Genomic DNA, 21190 nt, shown 5'->3' on the forward strand with positions numbered 1-21190 from the left:
GAGTGGAACTTAGTTCACACCAACTGCATCATATGATTGCTTCACAGCCGTCACTTCTGCAGAGCTTGCGCCGTATAAGTCAGCTGCTGCTTGTACTAAGGCAGCACGAGCTTGACTGAAAGTTGCAGATTGAGTTAAGTATACTGTATTTGCACGATAGTAGATTGCACCTACTTTATCTTTACCAATGCCATTTACCGTTACACCATAATGCGTACCGCCATTTGCTAATAAGTAAGCAGCTTTATTGACAATACTACTATTTGTATGAACGCCGCCATTATCACTCGTTCCTGTATAACGTTTAGAATAATGATCTGGGTCACCATACTTTGTTGGATCGCTCATAGAACGAAGCGCATCCCCAGCTTTACCAGGTGTATAAATATCTTCACCAATTTCCCAATCTGGATTACGGTTATCATAGTATTCTACTAACGTTCCAAAAATATCAGAAATTGCCTCATTTAATGCACCAGATTCATTTTGATAAATAAGATTAGAACTTCTTTCTGTCACAGCATGTGTTAGTTCATGTCCAATTACATCTAAACCACCAGATAACGGAGCAAATGTAGTTCCATCTCCATCCCCATACACCATTTGTGATCCATTCCAGAAGGCATTGTTATAGCTTCTGCTATAGTGAACCGTAGATTTTAACGCTGCACCGGCATTGTCATAAGAATTGCGGTTAAACGTATTTTTATAGTAATCATACGTTACACCTGCATAATAATGAGCATCCACTGCTGCTGCATCATTACTAGCATTAAAGATATTATCTGCATCCGCCCATAACGTTCCTGGAAGAGTAGTACGGTTATTCCCATTGTATGTGTAAATTGCTGCACCGCGTGTATTATCTTGTAAATAATAGCTAGATCCAGATAATGTTGTATTAATAGACTTTGTGTCACCTAGTACACCTTTACCTGTCCCTACTTTATTTGTTCCTGTTACAGGCTTAGTAGTAGATCCAACTGCAGGTTTAATTGGTGACTTATTGTCATTTGTTACATTATCAATTGTATTATATTTGTTTAAAACTTTACCGCTATCAGCTTCAATGAAATAATAATAGTTTCCTGGCTCTGGATCTAAGAAGTTTAATTTCACAACATATGCATATGTTGTTTCTTGACCATTTTGATATACATATAAATCCGCAGATGGCTCTACTTCATACTTTGGAGTGAACCCTAAGTCTTGTTGTGCAATTGCAATTGCTTTTTCTCCTTCAATTTTATTTTTGTTTTTCAATTTCTCTTTCTTGTCTAACTCAGGCGCAACTGTTCCTGATACAACTTTTAATGCACCATCTTTCCCAACATGAGCCACTTGGGTAGATCCCCATACTGGTACACCTTCATATACTTGTTGTAAACGGACAACTGTTGCATCGCCAACAGAGTCTTTTGTAACTTGTTGTACTTTAAAAGATTCTTCTGCACTTTTTGCGCCTAGTTTATAATCCTTTTTAGAAGCATTTAAATAATCAAATACAACAGTTTCTGCCTTCTTTCCTGATGCACCAGTTAGATTGCCCGATACAAACTCAGGAGATTGTACTGTCTCATTGTATTTCTTTGTGGAAAGTACATTCTTTGATTCTGCAAACGCAGAGCTTGTTCCCCCAAATGTTGTTACTGCCATTCCAGCTGCTAACACAAACGCTAAACTCTTTTTCTTCATATTCTCTTCCCCCTAGCAAAAGTTTTTTTAAAAGAGTAGCTTTATAGTAGCATTAAGTTTCCACTATTAAAATACTGAAAATTGAAATAATTTCTTTCTCAAGTTTTGTAGAATTTTGACGAGCAATTTTTGAAAAAATCTCTCAAGGGAGGATAGATGATTATATGCAAGATTACAATTATCATCGCTATCAGTGAACACTAAAAAAGATGGCCTCGGTACAATACCGAAACCACCTTTTAAGTTCTTGAGTTTGTAAAGATCTTTTTATTAAACTGTACAATTTAAATAGATAGGAATTTTTTTAATTGAATTATATATTTACAACTTCAGTTTCATTAGCTGCTTGTCCAAAAATATCTGGTTTTTGAGTATATTGTGTATCAGCTAATACAACTACTGACACTACTGTTAAAATGATACCTATTACTACTTTTTTCATCCTTATCCCTCCCGTGTCATTTCGAGCGCTTCAATTGCTAATTTATAATAATCATTACTTTCTTTAAACTGAAAAGAATTAGAGAAGTATTCAGCAAGCTCAATATATACTTTCTTTAATTCTTTTATACTTCCTGCACTTTTAAAAAAGGTATCGCTTCTGTTTCTAAGAATACTTTATATACACTTGGTTCTGTAAAATACTTATAACGAAGCATAAGGAGTAAGTACAACTTCGTATTACACCTTTCATCTTTCTTAGCAGAAATTATTGCCTTATCAATCCACTCTTTTGTTTCTTCTAATTGTTCAAGGTGAATACATTGAATAGCCATCTCATATAACGTATCGACGTAGTTCACATCTTCTTCTTTTTGATATTGTAAACTTTCTATATAATATTTTTTAGCTTCTTCATACTTTTTCTTTCTATAATATATATTGCCAATGTTACCTAATACGATTGACATCAATACATCTTTTCCTGAAAAAGAATCCGCTTCACGCAGTATACTTTCATAAATTTTTAATGCTTCATCATACTGTCCTTTTTCAACGTAGCTTAACGCAACGACAATTTGACAATTAATCACATTTCGGAACTTATATTCATTTCGAAATCCTTCCATAGCAATATTAGCAAAATGAAGTGCCATGTGTGGAATTTCTAAATGACTATATGCAAGTGCTAAATTATAATAAATTCCGGTTTCATAATAATTTTGTTCTTTTGCCATTAGTTCTGTCTGAACTAAAAACTGTAATCCCTCTTGCCACTTATGTTGTAGGCAATAGCATAAAGCTTGACTATACTTATATAACAGTTGCTGAAATGGGGAGTATTTTTTATAAACTTTCTTAAGTCTCTCCAACTCTTCTTTAAGGGCTGGTATATTTCTCTTCATAATTAAATACCGTGTATATAACAATTTATAGTAATTTACAATTTCAAAATCGACAATTTGCTTCATTTCGCTTTCTAGTTCTCTATATAAATTTTCAACTCTATGCTTATCTAAGTGAACTAGAGCCCTTAACCACTCCTCCAACTTCTCTTTCACTTCCGCTTCAATATCTCTTAAATCTGAAACCGCAATCTCTAATCTTGCGCATAACAACTGCAATATTTCCTCAGAAGCTTCAATTCGCCCATTTTCAATTTTACTTAAATATGAGACGGAACAAATGCCTTGACAAAGCTCTTCTTGTGTCATTTTTTGTTGGAGTCGCTTGTAAAAAATTTGCTTACCCATTTTTTCTAAATTTTGCCGCATACGTCCCTCCTCCATTCTACTTTATACCCTATTACCTTAATAATACATAAAATTAAACGAAAGATAAATTGATAAATAAAAATATTCTGAATGATTTTTTTATTTATTTTCACTTTATAACATTTATGGTATTTAGCAAAAAAATAAAAAAAGAGGTATACTATAACCAATATATGGAGGTGTTTACGTTATGACGCATTATAAAGACGATAGTTACGCCTTACACACAGACTTATATCAAATTAATATGGCTTATACATATTGGAAAGATAATATTCATAACCGCCGTGCAGTATTTGATTTATACTTTCGCAAGCTACCTTTTGAAAACGGTTATGCTATTTTTGCAGGGCTTGAAAAGATTATAGAGTATGTGGAGAGCTTTGGGTTTACAGATAGTGATATTGCCTATCTAAAGGAACTTCAATTTGAGGAAGATTTTTTACACTACTTACAAAATATGAAGTTTAGCGGATCCATTCGTAGTATGCAGGAAGGCGAAGTTGTCTTTCATAATGAACCGCTTTTACGCATAGAAGCACCACTTGGAGAAGCACAAATTATTGAAACGGCCCTCTTAAATATTGTGAACTACCAAACATTAATCGCAACAAAAGCTGCACGGATGAAGCATGCAGCTGGTGATGATGAACTCCTTGAATTCGGAACCCGCCGCGCTCATGAGTTTGATGCGGCACTTTGGGGAACACGCGCAGCATTCATCGGTGGTTTTTCCTCAACAAGTAATGTTCGGGCAGGAAAACGTTTTGGTATCCCTGTTGCCGGCACACATGCTCATTCTTTTGTACAAGCGTATCGTGATGAATATGTAGCATTCAAGAAATATGCAGAAACACATAAAAAATGCGTTTTTCTTGTTGATACGTATGACACATTAAAATCTGGTGTACCAAATGCCATCCGCGTAGCAAAGGAATTCGGGGACCGCATTGATTTTTATGGCATCCGTCTTGATAGCGGAGATATGGCCTACTTATCAAAAGAAGCACGCAAAATGCTAGATAATGCTGGTTTTACGAATACAAAAATTATCGCTTCAAGCGACTTAGATGAATACACCATCTTACATTTAAAATCACAAGGGGCAAAAATTGACGTATGGGGTGTTGGAACAAAATTAATTACATCATTTGAACAACCAGCATTAGGCGCCGTTTATAAACTAGTTTGTATTGAAGACGAAAATGGCGTACTAAACGACACGATTAAAATTTCTTCCAACCCTGAAAAAATTACAACACCAGGATTAAAGCGTCTCTATCGTATTATCAATCGTACCAATCATCATGCAGAAGGTGATTATATTGCATTAGAGACAGAAGAACCACAGCAAGAAGAGCGCTTAAAAATGTTCCACCCTGTTCATACGTATATTAGTAAGTTTGTCACGAACTTTGAAGCAAAAGAACTGCATCATGATATTTTCGTAAACGGACAGCGCACATACGAATTGCCAGACATACTTGATATTCAACGCCACACACAACACAGTCTAGCATCCTTGTGGGAAGAATATAAACGGACACTGAATCCGGAAGAATATCCAGTCGATTTAAGTCAAGCGTGCTGGGACCATAAAATGAACTATATCCAAACAGTGCGAGAACAAATTGCAAATTCTACAAAAAAATAAGGAGAGAAGCATCTCGCTTCTCTCCTTTTGCTTTTATAAATTGAAACTTCTATTAGGCTTTTACTCGTAACACACGCATCGCATTTAACACAGCTAGCAAAGTGACACCAACATCTGAGAAGACTGCTTCCCACATTGTCGCAATGCCAAATGCCCCTAATAAAAGAACAACACCTTTTATCCCTAAAGCAAAAATGATATTTTGCCATACGATACTGCGCGTACGTTTTGAAATTTGAATAGCCGTTGCAATCTTCGAAGGTTCATCTGTCATAATTACAATGTCAGCTGCTTCAATTGCTGCATCTGATCCTAAACCGCCCATTGCAATACCGACATCTGCTCTTGCTAATACTGGTGTATCGTTAATGCCATCCCCAACGAATGCTATTTTTTCTTTCGGATGTTTTGTCGCATCAATTTTTTCAATTTCTTCTACTTTTTGCTGTGGCAACAGTTCTGCATGAACTTCGTCAATTCCAAGTTGTTTTCCAACTGCTTCTCCGACTGATTTTGCATCGCCAGTTAACATAACGGTTCTTTTCACACCAAGTTGTTTTAATAATTGAATGGCTTGCTTAGCATCCTCTTTAATTTCATCAGAAATTACAATATATCCAGCATACATACCATCTACAGCTACGTGGACGAGTGTTCCAACTGTTTGCGGTTGCTGGAATGGAATATTTTCTTTACTCATTAACTTTGCATTTCCAGCAAAAATTTCTTTTCCGCTAACTTTCACAACTGTGCCATGACCAGAAATTTCATTATACTCCTCAATCATATGCTCATTCACTGCTTTTCCATATGCAGCTCGAATTGACTGTGCAATTGGATGATTCGAATATACTTCTGCAAATGCTGCATACTCTAACAATTCTTCTTTCGTCACAAATTCGCTCGGCTGCATATCAGTTACTTTAAATACACCTTTTGTTAACGTACCTGTTTTATCAAATACGATATGTTTTACATCATTTAATGCTTCTAAATAGTTACTGCCCTTTATTAAAATTCCGTTCTTAGATGCTGCGCCAATACCACCGAAGAAACCAAGTGGAATAGAAACAACCAATGCACAAGGACAAGAAATAACAAGAAAGACTAACGCTCTATAAATCCAATCTGAGAACGTTGCCCCCTCTATAATAAGTGGTGGAACAAAAGCTAGTACTGCAGCTGTAATTACGACAGCTGGTGTATAGTAACGAGCAAACTTCGTAATAAAGTTTTCTGTTGGCGCCTTACGACTACTTGCATTTTGCACCAAATCAAGAATTTTTGAAACAGTAGATTCACCGTATTCTTTCGTCACTTCAATTGTTAATACACCATTTTGGTTAACGAAACCACTTAATACGTCACTGCCAACTTCTACTTCACGCGGTACAGATTCTCCTGTTAACGCCGATGTATCTACCATTGATGTTCCTTCTATTACTTTACCGTCTAATGGTACTTTCTCACCTGGCTTGACGATAATGAAATCACCAATCTGCACATCTTCTGGCGATACTTGTTTCATTTCATTTCCTAGCTTTAAGTTTGCATAATCAGGTCTAATATCCATTAACGAGCTAATAGATTTACGTGAACGATTCACTGCCATACTTTGGAACAGTTCGCCTACTTGATAAAAGAGCATAACCGCGACCGCTTCTGAATAGTTTTGAGTCCCCAAAGCACCAAGTGTTGCAATTGCCATTAAGAAATTTTCATCAAACACTTGCCCGCGTACAATATTCTTTGCAGCACGTAAAACTATATCGCCGCCTATAATAATATAAGCAATCATGAAAAGTGGAATTGTGATGATTTGCGGTAATGAAGCTAGTGCAGCAATAGCAGTTAAAATCGCCCCAATCGATAACCGCCAAATCATTTTTTTCGTATTCGCTTCTCCGTGATCATGACTATGATTATGTTCTGTTTTCTCTTTCTCACGCACTACGTTTACTTCTGGTTCTAATTTCTGTACGACTTCTTTTATGTTCGCAACAGTTGTCTCTAATTCTTGTTTGTTTGCTACTTCTACTCTTAATTTTTTAGAAACAAAATCAACAGATGCAGATGTAACTGCAGGCATTTCGTTTATTTTTGTTTCTATCTTCATCGCACAATTCGCACAATCCAAGCCTTCTAACACAAATGTTTCTTTTGTTGCTTTCGTTTTTTGTTCTTCTTTCACATGAATATGCGGTTCTAATTTATTTACAAGTTGCTTTGCTTCCATTACAACATGTTCTTCTTTTTGTTTCGCTGTTTCTACCGTCATTGTTTTCGTTACAAAGTTAACAGAACAAGAAGATACCCCTTCTAAATCTCCAACACCTTTTTCAATTTTCATCGCGCAGTTCGCACAATCCAAGCCTTCTAACACAAGTTTTCGTTTTACCAATGCTTCCCCCATATGTCTCCCTCCTTGTGTCTCTATTGCTCTTCTTCGTTTACATGCTCAAATGCCTGTTCGAAAATGCGAATGACATGATCATCAGCAAGTGAATAGTACACTACTTTTCCTTCTTTACGATTTTTCACAAGCTTTGCTTGCTTTAATACACGTAATTGATGAGAAATAGACGATTGCGTCATTCCGAGTAAATATGCTAAATCACATACGCACAGTTCTGCTTCAAATAAAGCATGTAAAATACGTGTGCGTGTACGATCTCCTAATACTTTAAATAACTCTGCTACTTGACTTAAGCTATCATCTTGGGGAATTGTTTGTTGTACTTGTTCTACAATTTCTTGATGAATGACATTTTGTAAACACGTTTCTTCGGTTGTTTCTACTTTTTGTTCAGTCACAATAGTTCACCTCTTTATTTGAACATATGAACAATCATTCATATATGTTATGCTTTTATTATATGAATGATCGCTCATATGTGTCAATAATTTCCGTTTTTATTTTTTGAACATTGTGTGTAAAAGTAAAAAACCGGAGGGAATGTCATGAAAAATAAGCAAAATCAAAAAATTTATAAAACATTATCTAGCTTTTATGATTTGTTCATGCAAAACCGTTTCTTTATCAAAGCAAGAAAACGAGCACTTTCGCTTATACCTTTTACAGAAAATCAGAAAATATTATTAGTTGGAGTTGGTACAGGACAAGATATTCCTCTTCTTCCGAAAGATACCCTCATCACTGGAATTGACCTCTCAGAACATATGCTAAAGCAAGCCAAAAGAAAGTATCCTTATTCTCATGTTACATATCAACAAATGAATGCCGAAGAGCTTACATTTCCAAACAATTCATTTGATGTTATTATTTTAAATCTCATTTTAAGCGTTGTAGAACATCCTAATGCCGCGCTTTCAGAAGCGCTGCGCGTAATGAAGGAAAAAGGGACTATTGTAATCTTGGATAAGTTTCTTCCTGAAGAAAAACAACTACATACATCAAGGAAATTAATGAACTTTATTACCGAGCGACTCGGAACAAACATTAATCGTAAGTTGAGTAATATTATAGGAACGTTGTCACTCACCATCCAATACGAAGAGTCATCTATTTTTCATGGTAATTACCGCATTGTGCTTTTAAAATATAAAAAAAGAACTGAATGAGCTTTGCTCACCAGTTCTTTTTTTATTTAGGCTTAATTGCATCTACAATCAATGAGACAAAACCAAGTTTCCCATCTTGGTTGCGATGATCGAAGCGTTTCGACCGATAAATAAAGCCTTCTTTTTCATTCCAGTCGTTATAATGAAATTCCCCGTTTTCATCACAATACTCTAGTAATTTCACCTCAAAACCAGCTTCTTCAAACATCGAAGTCATCGTTTTATAGTTATGAACAATTTTATGGCTTGCAGCTGGATGATCTAGTGGTCCAGGTCCTCCGACTTGTACCCCAGCTTGATAATCTTCATCTGGAAAAAACGCATCTGGTACTGCACAGCGAATATAGCCCCCTGGTTGTAAAAATTCATAACAAACTTTTGCAGCTTCTACTCCCTCTTCATATGTTAAATGCTCCCACACATGCTCTGCCAAGATTGCTGCTATAGCGTTTGGAGCAAACTTTTTCGTCCAATCTGCCCTTTTTAATAAATTTAGTTCATCTTCTTGTGTATGCAGCCAGCCTGGGTTATTGTTATATCCTTCTGCTCCAACTACAACTTTTAATTCTTCTTTTACAGCCATTATTTCTCCCCCTTTTATATCTTTCAACATACAAATTTCTACAATATTTTCCAATTCCCTTTTTACACATAAAAAAGCCTTGTACGCTCCCCAACGCACAAGGCTTTCTCCCTTTAATTTGCTTGTTTTAAATGCTCTTGCGAACTTTCATCTTCTTTTAAATGGCTATGTTTCTTAGAATACACGAAGTATACAATAACCCCTAACGCAAGCCACGCACCGAAGTATAACCATGTTGTCAGCGGTAAGTTAACCATTAAGAATAAACAACATGCAATCGAAATGATTGGTAGCGCTGGTACAAGCGGCACCATAAAGCCACGTTGTAACTTTGGATGTGTTTTACGAAGGATCAGTACAGAAACAGCTACCATTGCAAATGTTAGTAATGCTCCAATATTCGCTAAGTTTGACAATTCTTTTAAATCGACAAATCCGGCAATTAAAGCACTTACGATACCTGTTAACCATGTTGAAAATACCGGCGCTTCTGTTTTCTTGTTAATTTTTGCAAATGATTTCGGAAGTAAACCGTCACGGCTCATCGCAAAGAATACACGTGTTGTTGCAAAAATGTAAGCAAAAATTACGGCCATGATACCAATTACTGCACCAATTGAAATAACACCTGCTACTTTATCCTGTCCAACAACTTCTAATACATAAGACATCGCTTCTGGTACATTTAATTCTTTGTATGACACCATTCCTGTCATAACAAGACAAACTGCAACATAAATAACTGTACAAACAGCAAGTGATGCAATAATACCAATCGGTAAATCACGCTGTGGATTTTTTACTTCTTCAGCTGAAGTTGCTAACGCATCAAATCCTAAGAAAGCAAAGAATACTGCGGCTGCTCCGGCAAAAACCCCACTTACGCCATACGGTGCAAATGGTATCCAGTTTGTTGGTTTTACATAGAACACACCAACTACAATAAACAATACAACAATACTAATTTTAATTAATACCATTGCATTATTTACACGTTTACTTTCTTTCGTACCACGAGATAGTAACCATGTTAATACTAACGTAATTATAACCGCTGGAAGGTTTACAATTCCACCGTGAGCTGGAATCGTTAATAATTGTTTCGGAATTTCTAATCCCAATCCACTCACTAAATTATTAAAGTAACCAGTCCAACCACCAGCTACCGCTGCTGTTGTTAGAACATATACTGACAATAATGTCCATCCCATTAAATGAGCAACAAATTCTCCAATTGTTGCATATGAATACGTATATACACTTCCTGATACAGGTAGTGCTGTAGCAACCTCTGCATAACATAATGCCGCAAAGCCGCAAACAATTGCTGCAATCATAAATGAGAAAATAACAGCTGGACCAGCATCTCTTGCTGCTACTATTCCAGTTAATACAAGAACGCCTGTACCGATAATCGCTCCAATTCCTAACATTGTTAAATCAAATGCCCCTAATGATTTTGTCAAAGTCTTACTTTGACTTTGATCTAACAATTTTGTCACAGATTTCTTTTTGAATAAGTTGGCCACGATTCTTGCCCCTTCTAGATAAGAAGAGCTAAGAGGCACTTCTCTTAGCTCTTATCCTGATGTATGAAAATATTGTTCGATATTTAAATTAGCAAGATACTGCTTCTGTTTCTAACAATTCTTTTGCTGCTTTATATTCTACACCGTGAGCTTCTGCAACCGCTTCGAATGTTACATAGCCATCTAACGCGTTAAGACCTTTTAATAATGCAGTATTTTCTAGACAAGCTTTTTTGTAGCCTTTGTTTGCGATTTGTACTGCATATGGTACTGTAACATTTGTTAATGCAAGTGTAGATGTACGTGGAACCGCACCAGGCATGTTTGCAACTGCATAGTGAACTACGCCGTGTTTTTCATAAGTTGGGTTGTCATGTGTTGTAATGCGGTCAGTTGTTTCAAAAATACCACCTTGATCGATTGCGATATCAACAACAACAGAACCTGGCTCCATAGACTTGATCATTTCTTCTGTTACAAGTTTTGGTGCTTTTGCTCCTGGAATTAATACTGCACCGATTACAAGATCAGACTCTTTTACAGCTTGTGCAATATTGTAAGGATTAGACATTAAAGTTGCCACTTGGTTGCCGAAAATATCATCTAATTGACGAAGACGCTCTGCACTTAAGTCGATAACTGTTACTTCAGCACCTAGACCAACTGCAATTTTAGCTGCATTTGTACCAGCTTGTCCACCACCGATAATTGTTACTTTACCGCGTTTTACCCCTGGAACACCTGCAAGTAAAATACCTTTTCCGCCTTTATTTTTCTCAAGGAATTGTGCACCAAGTTGTGCAGCCATACGACCTGCTACTTCACTCATAGGTGCTAGTAATGGTAAAGAACGGTTTTCTAATTGAACTGTTTCGTAAGCGATTGCTACTACTTTATTTTCAATTAATGCTTTTGTTAATTCTGGTTCTGGAGCTAAGTGTAAGTAAGTGAATAACACTAAACCTTCACGGAAATATTTGTATTCGCTCGCAACTGGTTCTTTAACTTTCATTACCATTTCCATAGCCCAAGCTTCTTCAGCTGTTTCTACGATTTTTGCTCCTGCTTCTACATATTGCTCATCAGTGAAACCTGATCCTAATCCTGCACCCTTTTCAATGAATACTTCGTGATTGTTACGAATTAAATGTACAACACCAGCTGGTGTCATAGCTACACGGTTTTCGTTGTTTTTAATTTCTGCTGGTACCCCAATACGCATAATAAAATGCCCCCTTATAATTAACAGAAAAAAGGAATTCTTTTTCTTTTTTGTAATAATTAATAACTTATGAATTTATTCTAGCATAACTTTTCAAGTATGAAAACGCTAACATATTCAAAATATAAAAGTTTTTATATTTTGAATATTGTAAATATAATAAACTATATTTTATTTAAGAAGTATGTATACTGTCGCTCTCTTTTCTGTAATTCCACTTTTATTATTCCCAGAAAATATTTTGAAGCATATAGGTGTTGTGCAAATATTGAAAGGATAAGTTGGATTATATAGGTAAAAATTTATCAATGATTCCTGTAAATTTTTGTTTAACATCTTTACAAAACCTTTGATAATATACACATTGCTTTATTACTATAATTTTTGAAGTTAAATCAAATACTATGTTCATTAAATTTAATTGAACGAAACCACTTATAAAACAGAGCATTATCCTTGTATTTTTTTACATCAATCCGTGTTTTTAAACGAACACCAAATATAGCTAAGTTAAATCATACATAAATTTCTACACAATTTCGAATAATTTTTTCTTACAACAATTCATCTGCAACCAAATCTGGGTAACTGACTTGAGGATAGATAACAAACAATGAATACTCCCCCACTGATGGAAGTTTCACTTTATTAAAAATGAAAGAAATTACTCAACAACAAAGGCCTATCCCTGCTTGGGATAGGCCTGATAGAATTTATTACTCTGATACTGTCGAAGTGTTGATGACTTGTTATAAAACAATTCGTTTTTCAGTTTCAGAATCAAAATAATGAACTTTGTCCATATTCAAAGCTAGATCCATCTCAGATTGACTATGCACATCAACTGAGGAGTTAACACGCGCGACAAAGGATTGACCATTGATATTAGAATAAAGATATGTTTCTGATCCCATTAATTCTGATACATCAATCGTTACCGTTATCTTTGTATTATGAGGTAAATCTACAAGTGTTTTTCCGTAATAAAAATCTTCTGGACGTATACCTATGATAATTTCTTTATTCACATACCCTTTGTTTCGTAAACTTTTCATCTTCTCTTCTGGAACTTCAATTTTCCATTTATCAATCATAACAGCATTTTCTGTTAATGTTCCTTTGAAAAAGTTCATTCCAGGAGAGCCGATAAAGCCTCCGACAAATACATTCTCTGGTTTTTCATAAACTTCTTTAGGGGTACCGACTTGTTGGATGATACCGTCCTTTAGCACAACTAAGCGTGTCGCCATTGTCATCGCTTCTATTTGATCATGTGTAACATACACAGTTGTTGTTTGCAGCTGTTGGTGTAACTTTGTAATCTCAGCACGCATTTGAACGCGCAGCTTCGCATCTAAGTTTGATAATGGCTCGTCCATTAAGAAAACTTTTGCATTTCGAACAATCGCTCGACCTAATGCAACACGCTGACGTTGTCCACCTGAAAGTGCCTTTGGCTTTCGGTCTAAATATTGCTCAAGTCCAAGGATTTGTGCTGCATGTTTCACACGTTGGTCAATTTCCTCTTTACTATATTTTCGCAGCTTTAAGCCGAACGCCATGTTATCATAAACTGTCATATGTGGATAAAGAGCGTAGTTTTGAAAAACCATTGCGATATCTCGATCTTTCGGTGTAACATCATTTACACGCTCTCCATCAATATAAAAGTCTCCATCTGAAATCTCCTCAAGTCCTGCAATCATACGTAATGTCGTCGATTTCCCGCATCCTGAAGGTCCAACCAAAACGATAAATTCCCCATCATTCACTTCTAGATTAAAATCTTTTACGATTGTCATATCATTATCATATTTCTTATAAATATTTTTGAATGATAGCTGAGCCATAATTGCCTCCTATAATTTTAGCTATTTTTAATAGATACTGTTATTGACAATATTGACCACACATTGTTTTATAAAATTTTAGAAATGTCCTTCATACTGTCTAAAATATAATCCGCTTCGCCTTCCAAATCTTCCTTACTGCTCGCACCCGATAAGACACCCACTACTTTAATATTGCTATTTCTTGCAAATTTAATGTCTGTTAGTGTGTCGCCTACCATTAAAATATCTTCTTCATTCAATGAAAATTTCTCTTTGAACATATAATAGAAATCACTGTCAGGCTTTGGTTTATTAACACCATCATCTGCACCTAAAAAGTCTACATAATCATATAATCCTGTCATTTTAAGTGAATGAATAGCTGCATCAACGTCGTCTGCTGTAACAACGCCTATTACATATTCATGATCTTTTAAATATTTTAATGTTTCTTTTGCACCTTTCACTTCTGTAAATACGAGATCATCTGCTGTAGAGTGTTTTTTGAATAATACACATGCCTCATGAATAAAGCTCTCTTTATCCACATTTTGATTTTCTAATAACGAAAACCATGCAGCCGCAATAAAGTAATTTGTTTGACAAGCTAGTAAACTCGTACTCTCAAAATCGTCATCACTCATACCAATAATCTTTAGGTATTCATTTCGTTTACTTTTTTCATTTGGATACATTTGAAATATATCATCTAGCACACGATGAACAACTTTGTACCATACAGAATCTAGCTGTATAAGTGTTCCATCTTTATCAAAAATAATTCCTTTATTCACCCTCTGGTCCTCCTAAAACTTCATACCATGTTTTAATATCCTGACGCTTAACGTTATTATGAATAGGATTTATAAACGCTACTAATTCATCATCTTCCCAACCTTCAACTCTAGCATATGCTCCTTCATTTAAAGAAAAGTCAAAGGTTACTTGGCTACCAAATTCTTTTTCAATTATTTGGCCATTCACAATCAATCTCCACTCGCACGGTTTATCTGTCTGAATGTTGTAGCGAATATTTCCTTGAGCCTCATCGCCGACATAAATGGTTTTACCTTCATTTTGAATATCTATCTCTAATTTTCTAAATCGAGAAAAATAAATTCTGCCTCTTTGAATAGCATCCTTTAAGTTTTTAATAGATAAGCCATTACATAATACATACGTTCCTGGGTCACCATAAATTGATGGGTCTTTAGATCCTGGGAATGTTTTAGATGGATGTAAATGAGAATCACTTCCGCCTATCCCCCAGATTTTAAGACCATTTAACCACATTTGATCGAAGAATTTTAAAGCTTCTAAAGTAGATGGCTTACTTTTGCTATAAGTTGGATCACACATGATTTCCATTGTATGAATATTTTCTAGATCAATATCAATTTGGTTCGTCCAAGGTTTCATAAATGCGTGATTCACACTAATTAAATAGTCTTTTTCTTTTATGAAAGAAAATAATTCATCCATGCTTTTAGCGTTAAGCGATTCATCTAAATACTCTGTGAAGTTAACGTATTCTTTCATCCCGAACACATTGTAATGACCGTAAGGAGTTGTAAGTTCCATCGATGGTATTATCAATGTGCTTCCTTTTTGATAAGATGGCATAACAATATTGTGTTCCGTCGCATATAAAAAATCTAACTCTTGTTTTTCACATACGCTCATTGCCAGCTCGTCATCCATCTCGCCATCTGTTAAATCTGTGTGGACATGAAAATCTCCTTTGTACCAACGATGCTCTTCATTTATTACCTTTTCAAAATTGTATTCATCAATAAAGACATTTTCCTTGCAAAAATGCTCTCGATTATATTCTCGTTCTACCTCGTCATTCACTAATATATTTACCTTATAGTCCATGTTTCTTCCGGTAAACTTTAGTGCTTTATCTGCACAATGAGGGGTATATACTACTTCTAATTCCCAATTACCAGACGGTATTTCCCCTCCAACGCAACCAGCGGAACAAAACTTTGGATCTTTTGCAACAACTAGTTTTTCGTCAACAATTGGCGTTTGATACTGTATACGTACATACCCATTAGGGTCTCTCAAGATTAGTAAAAGCGGAATTTTTCGGCCGATCCCTTGATCGATAGTTAATGTAAAGTTGACAATGTCAGTTGAATCCATTTGGAAACAATGTTTATTTTTTACGAATGGAGAAAGAGTCATGGCACCTTTCATTTCAATCATGATTTCCACACCTTTTTTCTATTTTTACTTACCAAAATATAGAGGAGAGGTACCTCTTTGGTTCAAAAGCACCTCTCGTTCCTTTACAAAGTAATACGTGAAAACTTTATTTCTTCTTTTTCACGACTTTATCTAATTCTTCCTGCGCAACTTTAGCCGCTTCATCTAATGCTTGTTTTGCAGGGATTCCTTCAATTTCTACTTTATCCTTAGCTACATTTAATGCGTCATTGATTTTACCACCTGTTGGATCCACAAATGGCGCAACTCCATATTTATTAGCTTGCTCTACTGGAACTAATGCTTGTGGTTGTTTTTTAACAAACTCAGCATAAGGAGCATAATCTGTTACATGGTTACGAACAGGGATATAGCCTGTTGCCATTGACCATTCAGCTGTTTTCTCAGTGCTTGTAGCAAATTTCATAAAGTCATATGCACCTTTTGCTACTTCTGGATCAACATTTCTCGTTAATGTGAATAAATAACTTTCTAATTTTGGCGCTGGTTTATGATCACCCCAACCTGGTTGTGGTACTGCTCCAAATGTGTCAAGGCGTTCTTGCTCAGTCATTCCTTTACCTAACGATTTAAAAACAAATCCTTGGTCACCAGATGAGCCTGTATATCCTAACGTTTTACCTTCAACTAAATCAATGATTGTTTTATCCCAATACTCCCATCCAGTTCCACCTGAATGAATATTCATAATTTTATCGTCATGAAGCCATGTACGGAATTTTTCCCATACTGTAACCCAAGTGTCATCGTTGATTAACACTTTTGTACCATCTTCACTTAATACATTTCCGCCAGCACTGCGAACTGCGTCAATTAAGTTTGACGTACCCCACATTGGCATCCAACCTGCGTATGTGACATTTCCACTTGCGTCACGTTTTGCTACTTTTTTCGCTACTTTTTCTACACCTTCCCACGTCTTTAAATCGTCAGGTGTAAAGCCATTTTCCGCTAACACTTTTTTATTGTAATAAAAGATTTGAGTTGTACCGTAAAAAGGAATTCCATACAATTTCCCATCAATTGTTGCTTGATTCATAAAACCTTTTCCGTAATCGTCTTTATTAAATTGCTTATCATCTTTAACATATTGATCTAGAGGTACAATTAACTTTTTCTTCGCATATTCTTGAATGACGTCTGAACCTAACAATGCAATTGCCTCTTGGTTATTCGCTGCAAATCCACTTTGAAGCTTTTGATAAGACTCATCGTAGTTACCTGCTTTTGTTGTTTTCACTACATACTTGTCTTGACTTTTATTGTATTCCTCGACAATCTTATCTACTTGATCTGCAAGTGAACCACCTACGCCATTAATAAACGGAACAACAATCTTATCCCCTTCTTTAGTTACTTTGACAGTATTTCCTTTTCCACCTGAACAGCCTGCAAGTGCACCAACAAATAATGACAAAATCGTTAAAAGCATTAATAATTTTCTCATCCCGAATGTCTCCTTTAATGTTTAGTTAGCCTTTTATTCCTGAATCAGTAACGCCTGAGAGGAACCATTTTTGTAAAACTAAAAATACGATTAAGAGCGGCACTGTAGCGATTGTACTTGCAACCATAATGTGCGACCAATCTCGGCCTAAGGAACTATTAATGAAATAATCAGCAATTCCGTTAGTAATTAATTTTTTGTTGCCATCATTCAATATAAGAGCTGGCCAAATATAATTATTGTAATTCCCAATAAATGTAACCAAACCTAGTGTTACAAATGATGATTTCGTCATTGGAAAAATAATCTTCCAAAGAATACGCCAATCACTTGCTCCATCAATTTTGGCTGCTTCTACTGTTTCATAACCAACCTTGTGGAATGACTGTTTTAAATAGAAAATACCGAATACACTAACAGCCATAGTGATAATGTATCCAAAGTGCGAATTAAGTAAGCCCGTTTTTCCTAACATCACATATACCGGAACATACGATACAGCTCCAGGAATCATGTACGTTGCCATGACAACACTAAATGTCAAGTTCTTCCCTTTGAACTTATAAAATGCCAACATATAAGCAAAGAGTGCAGACGAAACAAGTACATATATAGTAATGAGGAAAGAGGTATAAAAACTATTAAATATATACGTGTTAAATGGAAGAATGTCTAATACTTGACGATAATTTTCCCAGTGGAATTCCTTAGGCCAAAAACCTCCTTGTAATACTTCACTGGATGTTTTAAACGAACCAAGTACCATCCATATGAATGGAAAGACAAACAAGATACTTGATACAGCCAAAAAGATATGCTTTAGAATTAATGGCGTCTTTTTCTTATCATTCATCTTAATAGTTCACCCACTTGTCACCTATTATCTTGTTTATAACGGATAGTAGGATTGTAATGATTAATATAATAAATGCGATTGCCGTTGCGGACCCCATATCGAACTGTTCAAACGCTTGTTGGAAGAATAAATAAAGTAACGTTCGTGTCGAACCACTCGGTCCACCTTGTGTTAAAATTTTAATTTGATCATAAGCCTGTACCGAAGTAATTATATTGACAACAACTAAGAAGAAAGTTGTTGGTGAAACCATCGGTAGTGTTACATTTCGAAATTTCTGCCATGAATTTGCTCCATCAATACTAGCAGCTTCATACAAGCTATCTGGTACTTTCTCTAGTGCACCGATATAGAAAAGCATCGTCCATCCAACTAGTTTCCATACCGTTACAATAATGACCGCTAGCATCGCTGTATCACTGCTCTTCAGCCAGTCCAAACCCGGTATCCCGAAAAATTCTAGCGCCTTATTGATAGCTCCATATTGAGGTTCATATAGAAGTGACCATACAATGGATACAGCTACCGTTGGTGTTACCCAAGGCGAAAAAATCATTAATTGATAAATTGCAGAGCCTCTGAACTTCTTTCGGAAGAACAATGCGAAACCTAAACCTAATACAATCGTTGGAACGACTGTCCCAATTCCAAAATAAAGAGTATTTAACAATGCCTGTATAAAAGAATCCTGTGTAAACAAATTAATATAGTTATCTAAACCAACAAAATTAAAGTCACTGGTCATGAAATCCCAGTCTGTAAAACTAATACCTAAACTAAATAAATTCGGAATGATCCAAAATAATATTAGAGGTATTCCAACCGGTAATAAAAAGAACACAGCTTTTGATAATTTTATTTGCATTCTTGCACCTCCTAATTCATATTGTACGAGCACATTATTAATACAATGTTGTTATTATGTTAACGAATTGTAAAATCAACATAATAACAAAACAAAACAATGCATTTACAAAAAAACATAACAAAAAAGACTATTTCTCATTAAGAAATAGTCTACTTTAAGATGTTGTTTCTATACCGTTATTACTTCAATCCCTTTACTTAATAGAGCGTTTTGCCATCTTTCATCGAGTTTAGCATTTGTATACAGCGCATCGATATCCTCAAAATTTCCGCTTTTATAAAACTTTGTTAAATTAAACTTTGACTCATCTATCATCATCACAACTTGTTTTGCATTTTTCTTTAATTGCTGAAAAATCTGCGCATCCTCAATATACGAACACGTCAGTTCCTGCTCTAAAGAAATTCCATCACATGAAGCAAATAATTTATTAACAGTAAATTGGTTAAGATAGTTTAACGTCATTTCTCCAGACAATGCTAATGAATTTGAGTTTAATATTCCACCAAAGACTATTAATTTACAATCAAATGAATCATACTGTTCTTTAAGCTCAATAATCTTATTGACAGCTGGTATCGAGTTTGTTAGGATTGTCAAATTCTTTTTATCATGTATAAAATCCAAAATTTGCATCGTAGTCGTTCCAATTTCAATTGCAATAATATCGTTGTCTTCTACCACTTTACTTGCTTCCATAGCAATTTTTCGTTTTTCTTCAATATTCTCAGATCGACGTTTGTCAAAATAAAATTCAATGGTATGATCTTTTTCTTAACTGCACCACCATGTATTTTCGTCAGTTTACCTTCCTTATGCATCATATCTAAATCTCTTCGAATTGTTTCTGTGGTAACATTTAACACTTTGGCTAAATCATTTACCATCACTCGATTGTATTTTTCTAACTCATCAAGTATGTATTTTCTTCGCTCAAATTGTGTATAAGATTTCATCCAATTCACACCTCTTTGTATTACAAAAATATACATATTTCTAAAAATGCTTATAAAGACTAGAATGATACCTTTAGAATGACACTATCTATAAGTACAGTAGCGTTGTATGAATATACTCTCTATTTATCCCGCATTAACAGTAGACTCACACGGACAAGGATAACACAAATGCTACAATAAATGAACTACTAGAAGTATGAGATGAAAAACCTTTTTCTAGATTCTTCTCGATTATGAATGTCAATAGAAATGTTTAAGAAGCTAACAGCATATTAGTTTCTTCAATATATATATAACTATTTTCGAAATATATTTATCACTTTATCCCGCTATTCGCGGGCAGTGAGACCCCCACCTTAAAATTGAGAGAAAGGCGAAGAAGATCGGTGGGGGATGAAAGAAACCTCCACTGATGGAGGTTTCATTTTATTATTTTCGTATAATCACTCCAACTATTCACATCATAAAAAAAGGCCGCTTCTTCATATGATATCGTTATGCCCTTTACAAATGACTCTTGAAAAATAGTACGAGCTCCTTGGTCACCTTTTAATGTTTGCAAGAAAGGAAATGTTTTCTTTGCAAACAAAACAGGCGGTCTTGCAATTCCACGATACTTTGCTGCTACATAATAGACCGTTTCATTTTGTTTATAACAATCTATTAATTCATTAATTAGCTCTGTTTTAATAAAGGGTTGATCAGCAAGTAAGACAACAATCCCATCTGCTTTCATATGCATTGCTTTCTTAACACCGCAGCGAAGTGAATGTGATTGTCCTTGACTAGAATGAGAACAAGAAAGAATGTGCACGTTCTCATATCGTAATGATTGTGAAACCCAATTCGCGTCATTTGTGACAATAATAATATCGGAGAGATTTGAAGAAAGAGCGGTTTTGAGGGCTGCATTACCTAGTGGTTCATTATGTAAAGGAAGAGAAAGTTTTTGTATTCCCGGCCCCATTCGTCTACTATTTCCAGCCGCCAAGTATACACCAATGATTTTCATA

16 protein-coding genes and 2 pseudogenes are annotated in these 21190 nt (G+C 35.3%); 2 read left to right on the plus strand and 16 right to left on the minus strand.

Going from position 1 to position 21190, the window contains the following annotated elements:
• Positions 1–9: 9 nt before the first annotated feature.
• The 3 genes and pseudogenes from ACEWFJ_RS21345 to ACEWFJ_RS21355 form a co-directional block, all read right to left on the minus strand.
• On the minus strand, positions 10–1695 hold the full coding sequence (locus ACEWFJ_RS21345; RefSeq protein ID WP_473689833.1) for a M4 family metallopeptidase: 1686 nt from the start codon (positions 1693–1695) through the stop codon (positions 10–12).
• 313 nt (positions 1696–2008) lie between these two features.
• On the minus strand, positions 2009–2137 hold the full coding sequence (locus tag ACEWFJ_RS21350) for an NprX family peptide pheromone (RefSeq protein WP_473689834.1): 129 nt from the start codon (positions 2135–2137) through the stop codon (positions 2009–2011).
• 2 nt (positions 2138–2139) lie between these two features.
• A pseudogene (locus ACEWFJ_RS21355) lies at positions 2140–3410 on the minus strand (helix-turn-helix domain-containing protein).
• Between the two features lie 190 nt (positions 3411–3600).
• Between ACEWFJ_RS21355 and ACEWFJ_RS21360 the strand changes: the two are divergent.
• Positions 3601–5064: a nicotinate phosphoribosyltransferase gene (locus tag ACEWFJ_RS21360; protein WP_253628577.1), complete on the plus strand. Its 1464-nt coding sequence runs from the start codon at positions 3601–3603 to the stop codon at positions 5062–5064.
• 52 nt (positions 5065–5116) lie between these two features.
• On the opposite strand, the gene ACEWFJ_RS21365 is transcribed toward ACEWFJ_RS21360, so the two are convergent.
• Both ACEWFJ_RS21365 and ACEWFJ_RS21370 read right to left on the minus strand, forming a co-directional pair.
• Complete coding sequence (locus tag ACEWFJ_RS21365; RefSeq protein WP_473689836.1) at positions 5117–7477, minus strand: heavy metal translocating P-type ATPase; 2361 nt, start codon at positions 7475–7477, stop codon at positions 5117–5119.
• Between the two features lie 20 nt (positions 7478–7497).
• Complete coding sequence (locus tag ACEWFJ_RS21370; RefSeq protein WP_473689837.1) at positions 7498–7878, minus strand: ArsR/SmtB family transcription factor; 381 nt, start codon at positions 7876–7878, stop codon at positions 7498–7500.
• Positions 7879–8025: 147 nt separating this feature from the next.
• On the opposite strand from ACEWFJ_RS21370, the gene ACEWFJ_RS21375 reads away from it, so the two are divergent.
• Positions 8026–8646, plus strand: coding sequence for a class I SAM-dependent methyltransferase (locus ACEWFJ_RS21375; protein ID WP_473689838.1), 621 nt, complete (start codon positions 8026–8028; stop codon positions 8644–8646).
• Positions 8647–8668: 22 nt separating this feature from the next.
• Here ACEWFJ_RS21375 and ACEWFJ_RS21380 read toward each other — a convergent pair whose 3' ends face one another.
• From ACEWFJ_RS21380 to ACEWFJ_RS21430, 11 genes and pseudogenes are all read right to left on the minus strand, one after another.
• Positions 8669–9229, minus strand: coding sequence for a class I SAM-dependent methyltransferase (locus ACEWFJ_RS21380; protein ID WP_473689839.1), 561 nt, complete (start codon positions 9227–9229; stop codon positions 8669–8671).
• A gap of 113 nt (positions 9230–9342) precedes the next feature.
• The gene (locus ACEWFJ_RS21385) at positions 9343–10758 is read right to left on the minus strand and encodes an amino acid permease (RefSeq protein ID WP_473689840.1); all 1416 of its coding nucleotides are present in this window, start codon (positions 10756–10758) and stop codon (positions 9343–9345) included.
• 88 nt (positions 10759–10846) lie between these two features.
• Positions 10847–11980, minus strand: a complete 1134-nt coding sequence (ald, locus tag ACEWFJ_RS21390) for an alanine dehydrogenase (protein WP_473689841.1) — start codon at positions 11978–11980, stop codon at positions 10847–10849.
• A 749-nt stretch (positions 11981–12729) separates the two neighbouring features.
• Positions 12730–13830: an ABC transporter ATP-binding protein gene (locus tag ACEWFJ_RS21395; protein WP_429710363.1), complete on the minus strand. Its 1101-nt coding sequence runs from the start codon at positions 13828–13830 to the stop codon at positions 12730–12732.
• A 68-nt stretch (positions 13831–13898) separates the two neighbouring features.
• A complete protein-coding gene (locus ACEWFJ_RS21400; protein ID WP_473689842.1) occupies positions 13899–14606 on the minus strand; it encodes an HAD family hydrolase in 708 nt (235 codons plus the stop codon).
• Entirely contained in the window at positions 14599–16017 is a 1419-nt protein-coding gene (locus tag ACEWFJ_RS21405) for a CehA/McbA family metallohydrolase (RefSeq protein ID WP_473692637.1), read from the minus strand. The genes ACEWFJ_RS21400 and ACEWFJ_RS21405 overlap by 8 nt, the downstream gene beginning before the upstream one ends.
• Before the next feature lie 115 nt (positions 16018–16132).
• Positions 16133–17494, minus strand: a complete 1362-nt coding sequence (locus tag ACEWFJ_RS21410; protein WP_473689843.1) for an ABC transporter substrate-binding protein — start codon at positions 17492–17494, stop codon at positions 16133–16135.
• A gap of 25 nt (positions 17495–17519) precedes the next feature.
• Complete coding sequence (locus ACEWFJ_RS21415) at positions 17520–18347, minus strand: carbohydrate ABC transporter permease (RefSeq protein ID WP_429720861.1); 828 nt, start codon at positions 18345–18347, stop codon at positions 17520–17522.
• Between the two features lies 1 nt (position 18348).
• The gene (locus ACEWFJ_RS21420; RefSeq protein ID WP_473689844.1) at positions 18349–19215 is read right to left on the minus strand and encodes a carbohydrate ABC transporter permease; all 867 of its coding nucleotides are present in this window, start codon (positions 19213–19215) and stop codon (positions 18349–18351) included.
• Between the two features lie 171 nt (positions 19216–19386).
• Positions 19387–20174 (minus strand): annotated as a pseudogene (locus ACEWFJ_RS21425) (DeoR/GlpR family DNA-binding transcription regulator).
• Between the two features lie 424 nt (positions 20175–20598).
• Complete coding sequence (locus ACEWFJ_RS21430) at positions 20599–21189, minus strand: nucleotidyltransferase family protein (RefSeq protein ID WP_473689845.1); 591 nt, start codon at positions 21187–21189, stop codon at positions 20599–20601.
• Position 21190: the final 1 nt, after the last annotated feature.

The organism is Bacillus sp. EA-CB0995, from assembly GCF_055814245.1.

Coding starts and splice junctions, on each gene's coding strand:
- ACEWFJ_RS21345 (WP_473689833.1), bottom strand. CDS start 1,695: ATGAAGAAAAAGAGTTTAGCGTTTGTGTTAGCAGCTGGAATGGCAGTA.
- ACEWFJ_RS21350 (WP_473689834.1), bottom strand. CDS start 2,137: ATGAAAAAAGTAGTAATAGGTATCATTTTAACAGTAGTGTCAGTAGTT.
- ACEWFJ_RS21360 (WP_253628577.1), top strand. CDS start 3,601: ATGACGCATTATAAAGACGATAGTTACGCCTTACACACAGACTTATAT.
- ACEWFJ_RS21365 (WP_473689836.1), bottom strand. CDS start 7,477: ATGGGGGAAGCATTGGTAAAACGAAAACTTGTGTTAGAAGGCTTGGAT.
- ACEWFJ_RS21375 (WP_473689838.1), top strand. CDS start 8,026: ATGAAAAATAAGCAAAATCAAAAAATTTATAAAACATTATCTAGCTTT.
- ACEWFJ_RS21380 (WP_473689839.1), bottom strand. CDS start 9,229: ATGGCTGTAAAAGAAGAATTAAAAGTTGTAGTTGGAGCAGAAGGATAT.
- ald (WP_473689841.1), bottom strand. CDS start 11,980: ATGCGTATTGGGGTACCAGCAGAAATTAAAAACAACGAAAACCGTGTA.
- ACEWFJ_RS21395 (WP_429710363.1), bottom strand. CDS start 13,830: ATGGCTCAGCTATCATTCAAAAATATTTATAAGAAATATGATAATGAT.
- ACEWFJ_RS21405 (WP_473692637.1), bottom strand. CDS start 16,017: ATGAAAGGTGCCATGACTCTTTCTCCATTCGTAAAAAATAAACATTGT.
- ACEWFJ_RS21410 (WP_473689843.1), bottom strand. CDS start 17,494: ATGAGAAAATTATTAATGCTTTTAACGATTTTGTCATTATTTGTTGGT.
- ACEWFJ_RS21415 (WP_429720861.1), bottom strand. CDS start 18,347: ATGAATGATAAGAAAAAGACGCCATTAATTCTAAAGCATATCTTTTTG.
- ACEWFJ_RS21420 (WP_473689844.1), bottom strand. CDS start 19,215: ATGCAAATAAAATTATCAAAAGCTGTGTTCTTTTTATTACCGGTTGGA.
- ACEWFJ_RS21430 (WP_473689845.1), bottom strand. CDS start 21,189: ATGAAAATCATTGGTGTATACTTGGCGGCTGGAAATAGTAGACGAATG.